At 72.9% G+C, this 8,754-nt stretch carries 11 protein-coding genes; 3 read left to right on the top strand and 8 right to left on the bottom strand.

The features are described from left to right. The 4 genes from VE614_RS26415 to rimP all read right to left on the bottom strand — a co-directional run. On the bottom strand, nucleotides 1-423 hold a 423-nt coding region (locus tag VE614_RS26415), incomplete at its 3' end, for a translation initiation factor IF-2 N-terminal domain-containing protein (RefSeq protein WP_324942210.1). A 149-nt stretch (nucleotides 424-572) separates the two neighbouring features. After that, nucleotides 573-869: a YlxR family protein gene (locus tag VE614_RS26410; protein WP_324942207.1), complete on the bottom strand. Its 297-nt coding sequence runs from the start codon at nucleotides 867-869 to the stop codon at nucleotides 573-575. A gap of 101 nt (nucleotides 870-970) precedes the next feature. Next, nucleotides 971-1,969, bottom strand: a complete 999-nt coding sequence (gene nusA / locus VE614_RS26405) for a transcription termination factor NusA (protein ID WP_324942204.1) — start codon at nucleotides 1,967-1,969, stop codon at nucleotides 971-973. A gap of 2 nt (nucleotides 1,970-1,971) precedes the next feature. Then, complete coding sequence (gene rimP, locus VE614_RS26400) at nucleotides 1,972-2,481, bottom strand: ribosome maturation factor RimP (RefSeq protein ID WP_324942202.1); 510 nt, start codon at nucleotides 2,479-2,481, stop codon at nucleotides 1,972-1,974. A 239-nt stretch (nucleotides 2,482-2,720) separates the two neighbouring features. Between rimP and VE614_RS26395 the strand changes: the two genes are divergently transcribed. Genes VE614_RS26395 through VE614_RS26385 form a run of 3 tightly spaced genes read left to right on the top strand, consistent with a single transcriptional unit; the run spans nucleotide 2,721 to nucleotide 4,651 of the window. Then, nucleotides 2,721-3,266 (top strand): hypothetical protein, encoded by a 546-nt coding sequence (locus VE614_RS26395; protein WP_324942198.1) that lies wholly within the window; start codon nucleotides 2,721-2,723, stop codon nucleotides 3,264-3,266. Then, nucleotides 3,263-3,727, top strand: coding sequence for a ferritin-like domain-containing protein (locus VE614_RS26390; RefSeq protein WP_324942195.1), 465 nt, complete (start codon nucleotides 3,263-3,265; stop codon nucleotides 3,725-3,727). The genes VE614_RS26395 and VE614_RS26390 overlap by 4 nt, the downstream gene beginning before the upstream one ends. Nucleotides 3,728-3,751: 24 nt before the next feature. After that, on the top strand, nucleotides 3,752-4,651 hold the full coding sequence (locus VE614_RS26385; RefSeq protein ID WP_324942192.1) for an aminoglycoside phosphotransferase family protein: 900 nt from the start codon (nucleotides 3,752-3,754) through the stop codon (nucleotides 4,649-4,651). Between the two features lie 90 nt (nucleotides 4,652-4,741). Here VE614_RS26385 and VE614_RS26380 read toward each other — a convergent pair whose 3' ends face one another. The 4 genes from VE614_RS26380 to VE614_RS26365 all read right to left on the bottom strand — a co-directional run. Continuing rightward, nucleotides 4,742-6,442 (bottom strand): proline--tRNA ligase, encoded by a 1,701-nt coding sequence (locus VE614_RS26380; RefSeq protein ID WP_324942189.1) that lies wholly within the window; start codon nucleotides 6,440-6,442, stop codon nucleotides 4,742-4,744. A gap of 107 nt (nucleotides 6,443-6,549) precedes the next feature. Next, nucleotides 6,550-7,089, bottom strand: a complete 540-nt coding sequence (locus tag VE614_RS26375) for a GNAT family N-acetyltransferase (protein ID WP_324942186.1) — start codon at nucleotides 7,087-7,089, stop codon at nucleotides 6,550-6,552. Nucleotides 7,090-7,119: 30 nt separating this feature from the next. Further along, on the bottom strand, nucleotides 7,120-7,968 hold the full coding sequence (locus VE614_RS26370; RefSeq protein ID WP_324942183.1) for a GNAT family N-acetyltransferase: 849 nt from the start codon (nucleotides 7,966-7,968) through the stop codon (nucleotides 7,120-7,122). A gap of 176 nt (nucleotides 7,969-8,144) precedes the next feature. Next, on the bottom strand, nucleotides 8,145-8,754 hold a 610-nt coding region (locus VE614_RS26365), incomplete at its 5' end, for a flavodoxin-dependent (E)-4-hydroxy-3-methylbut-2-enyl-diphosphate synthase (protein ID WP_324942180.1).

Raw genomic sequence — 8,754 nt, 5'->3', positions numbered from 1 at the left:
CGGCGGAGCGGTGAACTCCGGGGCGGCCGGCGCCGGACGCGGCGCGGGCTTGGGACCCGGCACCGGACGCGGGCCGGGGGCCGGCGCGGAAGCCGAGGGCTGCGGGGCCTCCGGGGCCGCGGGCTGCGGGGCCGCCGGGGGCTTGGGGGCGCCCGGCTTCGGACCAGCCGGGGCCGGACGTGCCGCCTGCGCCGGAGACGGCGCGGGGGCGGGCTTGGGGGCAGCCTTGCGCGGGGCGGGCTTGCCGGCGGACTTGCCGTTGCCACCGCCCTGGAAGGCGTCAGTCAGTTTGCGTACAACCGGCGCTTCGATCGTCGAAGACGCCGAACGGACGAATTCACCGAGTTCCTGGAGCTTGGCCATGACGACCTTGCTCTCCACACCGAACTCCTTGGCGAGTTCGTATACCCGGACCTTAGCCACTTCGCTCCTTTGAGGTCCGGGTTGCGGCCGGACCGTCGCTAGTTCATGGGCGTACTCATCGCGTACTCATCGAGTGCTCATCGCAATCTCGACCTGCTTTCGACTCGCGAGGTACCAAGCCGCACGGGGGGTTCCGTACGGCACGTTTCTTACCGTGTTGCCTGCTCGGCAACTGTTGCCCGCTCGACGTAGAGGCGCAACGCCTTTGTTTCGAGCGCTCCCGGGGCGCGCAGTGCCCGCGTGAACGCCCGGCGGCGTACCGCCAGGTCGAGACAGACCAGCGTGGGGTGAACATACGCACCCCGGCCGGGCAGCGTACCGCGAGGATCGGGGACGCACTCGTCCTCGATCGCCACGATGCGCAGCAGCTCCGTCCTGGCCGCTCGTTCCCGGCACCCCACACAGGTGCGTTCAGGGCATGCGCGGACCCGCGTCCGGCCAGACACTCTTAAGTCTACCTCCCCGTACGCACCTCACCCCTTTGGGGCAGGATTCGAACAGTTCCGCGCTCAAACCTGTCGTGATCTAAGCGCCGCGCGGCTGGGATCTATTCCCCGGCCTGGTCCCCGGTCTGCTCGGTGTCCGGGCGGATGTCGATCCGCCAGCCGGTCAGCCGGGCCGCGAGCCGGGCGTTCTGGCCCTCCTTGCCGATCGCCAGCGAGAGCTGGTAGTCCGGCACGGTCACCCGCGCGGAGCGGGCGGCCAGGTCCACGACCTCGACCTTCGACACCCGGGCCGGAGAGAGCGCGTTCGCCACCATCTCGGCCGGGTCGTCCGACCAGTCGACGATGTCGATCTTCTCACCGTTCAGTTCGCCCATGACATTGCGGACCCGGCCGCCCATCGGGCCGATGCAGGCGCCCTTAGCGTTCAGACCCGAACGGGTGGAGCGGACGGCGATCTTCGTACGGTGACCGGCCTCACGTGCGATGGCGGCGATCTCGACGGACCCGTCGGCGATCTCCGGCACCTCCAGCGCGAAGAGCTTCTTCACCAGATTGGGGTGGGTCCGGGAGAGGGTCACGGAGGGACCGCGGACACCCTTCGCCACCCGGACGACGTAACTGCGCAGGCGCATGCCGTGCGGGTAGGTCTCGCCCGGGACCTGCTCCTGCACCGGCAGGATGGCCTCCAGCTTGCCGATGTCGACGAGCACGTTCTTCGGGTCGCGGCCCTGCTGGACCACGCCGGTGACGATGTCGCCCTCGCGGCCGGCGTACTCGCCGAGCGTCGCGTCGTCCTCGGCGTCGCGCAGCCGCTGCAGGATGACCTGCTTGGCGGTGGTGGCGGCGATACGGCCGAAGCCGGACGGGGTGTCGTCGAACTCTCGGGGCTCCTGGCCCTCCTCGAGGTCCTCCGGGTCCTCCTTCGCCCACACGGTCACGTGACCGGTCTCGCGGTTGAGCTCCACGCGCGCGTGTCGGCGGCTTCCCTCGGTGCGGTGGTAGGCGATGAGGAGGGCCGATTCGATGGCCTCGACCAGCAGGGAGAAGGAGATCTCCTTCTCCCGTACCAAGCCCCGCAGGGCACTCATGTCGATGTCCACGGCTACGCCTCCTCTTCCTTCTTGTGGGACTTCTCGTCCTTGCGGTTGAACTCGACCTGGACGCGCGCCCTGGCGATCTCCGGGAAGGCCAGCCGGCGCGCGGTGGCCTTGCGGCCCTTGACTCCGGGCACCTCCAGCTCGACGCCCTCGTCGTCGACGTCGAGGATTCTGGCGACCAGCTCGCCGCCCTCCGTCAGCTGGAATCTCACCAGCCGGCCGGTGGCGCGCACATAGTGCCGGTGTTCCGTGAGGAGGCGTTCCGCGCCCGGGGTGCCGACCTCGAGGGTGTACTCGCCCTCGCCCATCGCGTCCGTCTCGTCGAGCTTCGCCGAGAGCGCGCGGCTCACATCGGCGATCTGGTCCAGGTCGGCCCCGGTGTCGGAGTCGACGACGACGCGCAGCACCCGCTTGCGTCCGACCGAGTCCACCGCGATCTCTTCGAGGTCCAGGCCCTGGGAGCCGACGAGCGGTTCCAGCAGTTCTCGGAGCCTCTCGCTCTGGGTGGTGCTCATCCGGGTGACTCCTCGGCCGCGTGTGCTGTTGTGGGATGGGTCGCGTGTCAGGTCAAAGGGTATCCGGTCGCGGGGAGTGTTGCCGTCCACCGGTTTCCGCATGTGTCCGCCCGTGTCCGTCCGCCGGTGTCGGGGCGGTGCCGGTGAGTGGTGTCGGACACATGCGCGGGTACGGTGATCACGGGCGGCCCGCCGGGTGCCGCTCATGACGTTCGTACGAGCCTCCGAGGACGCCAGCCGTGCCGTACCCACCGCCGTCGCGCACCCCCTCGGGGCCGCGCCGCAGAACCCTGCTCGCCTCGGCCGCCGGGGCCGCCCTGCTGTCCGGCTGCACCGCCGGGTCCGGGGACTCCGACGGCGGGCGCGGCGGCAGCCCGTCGGCCGCGGACCGGGTTCGCGCACGGGCCGCCCGGGACAGCGGGCACCTGGTCGAGCGGTACGACGCGGTGCTCGCCGCGCACCCGGGGCTGGCGGAGCGGCTGGCCCCGCTGCGGGCGGAGGTCGTACGGCACCGGCAGGCCTTCGGGGGCGGGACGAAGCCGTCCGCGCCGGCCGCGCCCCCGGCGTCGCCGTCCGCGCCGGCCGCGCCCTCGCCGTCCCCGTCGCTCGCCGTACCCGGCGATGAGAGGACCGCCCTCGCCGAGCTGGCCGCCGCCGAGCGGACGCTCGCCGATCGGCGGGCGAAGGCGCTCATGGACGTGCCGGGCGAACTGGCCCGGCTGCTGGCCTCGGTGGCCGCGGCCGGTGCGGCGCACGCGTATCTGCTGACGGAGGCGGCGAAGTGAGCAAGGCGTCGGAGCGGGAGCTGGGGGCGCTGCAGGCGGCGCTCGCGGCGGAGCACGCGGCCGTGTACGGGTACGGGGTCGTCGGGGGGCGGATCCGCGAGGAGCGGCGTGCGGAGGCGCGGGCGGCGTACGACGCGCACCGGGCGCGGCGGGACGCGCTCGCGCGCGAGGTGCGGGATCTGGGCGGCGAGCCGGTCGCGGCGGCGGCCGGTTACGCGCTGCCGTTCCCGGTGACGGACTCCGAGACCGCCACCCGGCTCGCCGCCGAGCTGGAGGACCGGGTGGCCGGGGTCTACGGGGACCTGGTGCGGGCCGCCGAGGGGCAGCGCCGGGGCACCGCGGCCGCCGCGCTGCGGGAGGCGGCGGTGCGGGCGGTGCGCTGGCGGGGCGGGAGCGTAGCCTTCCCTGGGCTCGCCGAACGGGCGGGGGCCGCCGGGGCGTCCGCGACGCCCACGACGTAACGCACCGGAAGGGACGACTCGCGTATGGCTTTCGAACCGCCGCGGCGTCTGGTCAGGGCGCTCGGTGAGACGGCACCGGACGGTGACGACTGGTTGGAGAAGCTGCCCGAGACGGCCGGGCGGGCCGTCGCGCTACGCGAGTTGACCGTCGAGCGGGTACAGATGCCGGGTGGCCGCAGCAGCCTGGTCGTGCTGGTGCGACGCCCGGACGGGGCCCCGGCCGTGCTGAAGCTGGCACCGTCCCGGGCCCGCCCGGAGAGCGAGCGGGCCGCGCTCGCCCACTGGGGCGGACGGGGTGCCGTGCAGCTGCTTGAGGAGGATTCTCCCGACGGGGCGCTGCTGCTGGAGCGGCTGCACCCCGATGTGTCGGTGCGGTCGCTGCCCGAGGCGAAGGCGCTGCTGGAGGCGGCGGGCACGCTGCGCCGGCTGTGGGTGGCGCCGCCCGAGGGGCACGGCTTCGAGACGGTGGCCGGGCGGACCGGGCGGCAGGCCGCGGCGCTCCGGGCGAGCGCGGAGGCGGACGCCGAGGTGGCGCCGCTGGTCGAGACGGCGCTCGCGGCGCGCGAGGAGCTGCTGGCGGCGCCGCCGGAGGAGAGGCTGCTGCACGGCACGTTCCGGCAGAGCAAGGTGCTCGCCGGGGAGCGGATGCCGTGGCTGGCCGTGGGCCCCGATCCGGTGGTCGGCGAGTGCGCGTTCGACCTGGCGCGGCTGGTGCGGGACCGGGTGGAGGATCTCATCGCCCAGCCGTCGGGCGCGGCGACGACCCGGCGGCGGGTGAAGCGGCTCGCGGAGTCCCTGGACGTGGACCAGGAGCGGCTGCGCGGCTGGACGCTGTTCCGGGCGGTGGAGTCGGGCGTACGGGCCCGCAGGGTCGGCCGGGAGCAGGACGCGGAGCTGCTGCTGGAGTTCGCCGGCTGGCTCTAGGGGGTGTCTCGTCCATCGGGCCGTTTGCTCGACCGACGAGACGCCCCCCAGGCCGGGGCCGGGGGGCGGCGGCCCCGGGCCCCGGATGGCTCACGCCGTCAGACGTGCGATGGCCTCCTCGACCGTCAGCTCCTCGCGCTCGCCGCTCCTGCGGTCCTTCAGCTCGACCACGCCCTCGCCGGCCCGGCGGCCCGCGACGAGGATCTGCGGGACGCCGATCAGCTCGGAGTCGGTGAACTTCACGCCCGGGGAGACACCCGCGCGGTCGTCGACGAGGACCCGCACCCCGGCCGCCGCCAGCTTCTCGGAGATGTCGAGGGCCAGCTCGGTCTGGAGGGCCTTGCCGGCCGCGACGACGTGGACGTCGGCGGGGGCGATCTCCTTGGGCCAGCACAGGCCCTTGTCGTCGGCGGTCTGCTCGGCGAGCGCGGCGACCGCGCGGGAGACGCCGATGCCGTAGGAGCCCATGGTCACGCGGACCGGCTTGCCGTTCTGGCCGAGGACGTCCAGCTTGAGGGCGTCGGTGTACTTGCGGCCCAGCTGGAAGATGTGACCGATCTCGATGGCACGGTCCAGCTTGAGGCCGGTGCCGCACTTCGGGCAGGGGTCGCCCTCCTGGACCACCACGACGTCGACGTACTCGTCGACGTCGAAGTCACGGCCCGCGACGACGTTCTTGGCGTGGGTGTCCGCCTTGTTGGCGCCGGTGATCCAGGCGGTGCCGGGCGCCACGCGCGGGTCGGCGATGTACTTCACCTTGTCGAGGCCCTGCGGGCCGACGTAGCCGCGGACGAGGTGGGGGCTGGCCGCGAAGTCCGCCTCGGTGACCATCTCGACGACGGCCGGGGCGAAGTGCGCCTCGACCTTGCCCAGGTCGACCTCGCGGTCGCCGGGCACGCCGACGGCGACGATCTCGCCGTCGACCTTCACCAGGAGGTTCTTCAGCGTGGCGGAGGCCGGCACGCCGAGGGAGGCGGCCAGGGTCTCGATGGTGGGGGTGTCCGGGGTGGCGATGTCCTCGGCGGCGGGCACCCCGGCGGCGTCCACGGGCTTCAGCTCGTAGGTGATCGCCTCGGTGTTGGCGGCGAAGTCGCAGTTCGGGCAGTCGGCGAAGGTGTCCTCGCCGGCCTCTGCGGGGGCCAGGAACTCCTCGGACCTGGAGCCGCCCATCGCGCCGGCCGTGGCGGCGCAGATCCGGTAGTCGAGGCCGAGGCGCTCGAAGACCTTCTGGTAGGCCTGGCGGTGCAGGGCGTAGGAGTGGGCGAGGCCCTCGTCCTCCAGGTCGAAGGAGTACGAGTCCTTCATCAGGAACTCACGGCCGCGCAGGATGCCGGCCCGGGGGCGGGCCTCGTCGCGGAACTTGGTCTGGATCTGGTAGAGGACGACCGGCAGGTCCTTGTAGGAGGACGCCTGGTCCTTCACCAGCAGGGTGAAGATCTCCTCGTGGGTCGGGCCGAGCAGGTAGTCGCCGCCCTTGCGGTCCTGGAGGCGGAACAGCTCGGCGCCGTACTCGTTCCAGCGGCCGGTCGCCTCGTACGGCTCGCGCGGCAGCAGGGCGGGGAGCAGCACCTCCTGGGCGCCGATGGCGTCCATCTCCTCGCGGACGACACGCTCCACGTTGGCGAGGACCTTCTTGCCGAGCGGCAGCCAGGTCCAGATGCCCGCCGCGGTCCGGCGCACATAGCCGGCGCGGACGAGCAGCTTGTGGCTGAGGACCTCGGCGTCCGCCGGGTCGTCGCGCAGGGTCTTCGCCATCAACTGGGACATGCGCTGGACCGGTGCGTTGGCCATGGTTCTCGTACTCCTGCTGATGGGGGTCCCCCCGCTCGGGCGAGCCGAGAGTGGGGGAGGGTGTTGGCTAGGAGGTTAGCCGGGCGGCACTGGCCGGTGGAAATCGGTTAACGGCGGCGCAGCGGCAGCGCGGCGCCCATCACGGCGTACGGGCGGGGTGCGCTGGGGAAGAGGACGCGGCGGGCCAGGTCCTGGTAACCGAGGGAGTGGTAGAGGCCGCGGGCCGGACTGTCGGTGTCGATCGCGGAGAGGATCGAGCGGGGCTCGGCGGCGCCGTCGGTGATCGCGGTGATCAGGGCGCGGCCGATGCCGCGGTTCTGGTGGCGGGGGTGGACGTGCAGCTCGGTGATGACGAACGAGTCGTCGAGCCAGCCCTCGTTGCCCTGGGCGCGGAGATAGGGCTCCACGACCGTCGACCACCAGTGGGTGCGGCTGTTGGGCATGCCGTAGACGAATCCGGCGAGGCTGCCGTCGGCGGTGGTGGCGCCCAGGGCGCGGGCGCCGCGGTAGGTCATGTGGCGCAGCACGATCTGGCGGCGTACGGCGACTTCGTCCGGGCCGAGTCCGAACGCCAGGGCTTGGACGGCCAGCGCTTCGTCGACGTGGTCGGGGAGGTCGAGCGGGGCGATCGTGATGTCGCGAAGCATGTCGGCGAGCCTACAGCGGGTGGCGGCGTCTCAGAACAGCACGCTCATGAAGGCGCCGGCCTCCTGGAAGCCGACGCGCCGGTACGTCCTGCGCGCCGCCGTGTTGTAGTCGTTCACGTAGAGGCTGACCACGGGGGCCACGTCGGCGAGGGCGTAGCGCAGGACGGCCGCCATGCCGGGGGCGGCCAGGCCCTTCCCCCGGTACTCGGGGGCCACCCACACGCCCTGGATCTGGCAGGCCTGCGAGGTCGCCGCGCCGATCTCCGCCTTGAACATGACCCTGCCGTGCTCGTCGAGGCGGGCGAAGGAGCGGCCGGAGCCGACGAGTTCGGCGACCCGGGCCTGGTAGAGCAGGCCGCCGTCGCCGGCCATCGGGGAGACGCCGACCTCCTCGGTGAACATCGCCACGCAGGCCGGCATGATCGTCTCCATCTCGTCCTTGCGGACGCGGCGGACGTACGGGTCCGGGGCGATGTCGTCGGGCATGCGGTCGGTGACCATCAGCGGCTGGTGGGCGCGGACCTCGCGGGCCGGGCCCCAGTGCGGTTCGAGCAGGCGCCACAGCTGGGCGGTGGGCTCGGCGGGGCCGACGATCGAGGAGCAGCGGCGGCCCGCCCGGCGGGCGCGGTCGGCGAAGGCGCGGACGGCGCGCGGCGTGGCGCAGATGGGCACGAGGTTGGCACCCGCGTAGCACAGGGACGTGAGCATGCCGTCCTCGTACCAGCCCCACATCTCGCCGCCGAGCCGCCAGGGGTCCAGGCCCGCGACCTGGACCCGGGAGGTCACGAAGGCGTTGATGACCGGCTCGCGGTGCAGGATCGCGAGCGCGGCGTCCAGGTCGCTCGGTTCGAGGACCCGGGAGGTGGTCTGGGTCAGCACGTGCGGGGCCCTCCGGGGTCAGCTGCTGGTCTCCGCACTGTACCTGCGGATGCGCCGCGCTTGCTCGGGCGGCGGACGCCCGAGGACCCGGGAGGTTTCGTGGCAGCGTGGCTGCGGGCCGTGAGGGGTTGCCCGCGCAGTCCCCGCGCCCCTTGCGGGGCGCGGTCCGCCCCGGGTCAGCCCGCGACCGCCACCGACGGCTCGCCCGAGGCCACGCCGTCCGCCTCCATCTGGGCGGCCAGCTTCATGGCCTCCTCGATGAGGGTCTCGACGATCTTGGACTCGGGGACGGTCTTGATGACCTCGCCCTTGACGAAGATCTGGCCCTTGCCGTTGCCGGAGGCGACGCCGAGGTCGGCCTCGCGGGCCTCGCCGGGGCCGTTGACGACGCAGCCCATGACGGCGACGCGGAGCGGGACCTCCATGCCGGTCAGGCCGGCGGTGACCTCTTCGGCCAGCTTGTAGACGTCGACCTGGGCGCGGCCGCAGGACGGGCAGGAGACGATCTCCAGGCCGCGCTGGCGGAGGTTCAGCGACTCCAGGATCTGGATGCCGACCTTGACCTCCTCGGCGGGCGGGGCGGAGAGGGAGACGCGGATGGTGTCGCCGATGCCCTGGGAGAGCAGGGCGCCGAAGGCGACGGCCGACTTGACGGTCCCCTGGAAGGCGGGGCCGGCCTCGGTGACGCCGAGGTGGAGCGGGTAGTCGCACTGCTCGGCGAGCTGCCGGTAGGCCTCGATCATGACGACCGGGTCGTTGTGCTTGACCGAGATCTTGATGTCCCGG

The sequence above is a fragment of the Streptomyces sp. genome, assembly GCF_035645055.1.
Taxonomy (GTDB): domain Bacteria; phylum Actinomycetota; class Actinomycetes; order Streptomycetales; family Streptomycetaceae; genus Streptomyces.
Note: the sequence above shows the minus strand (reverse complement) of the source record. Positions and strands in the feature narration are given on the sequence as shown.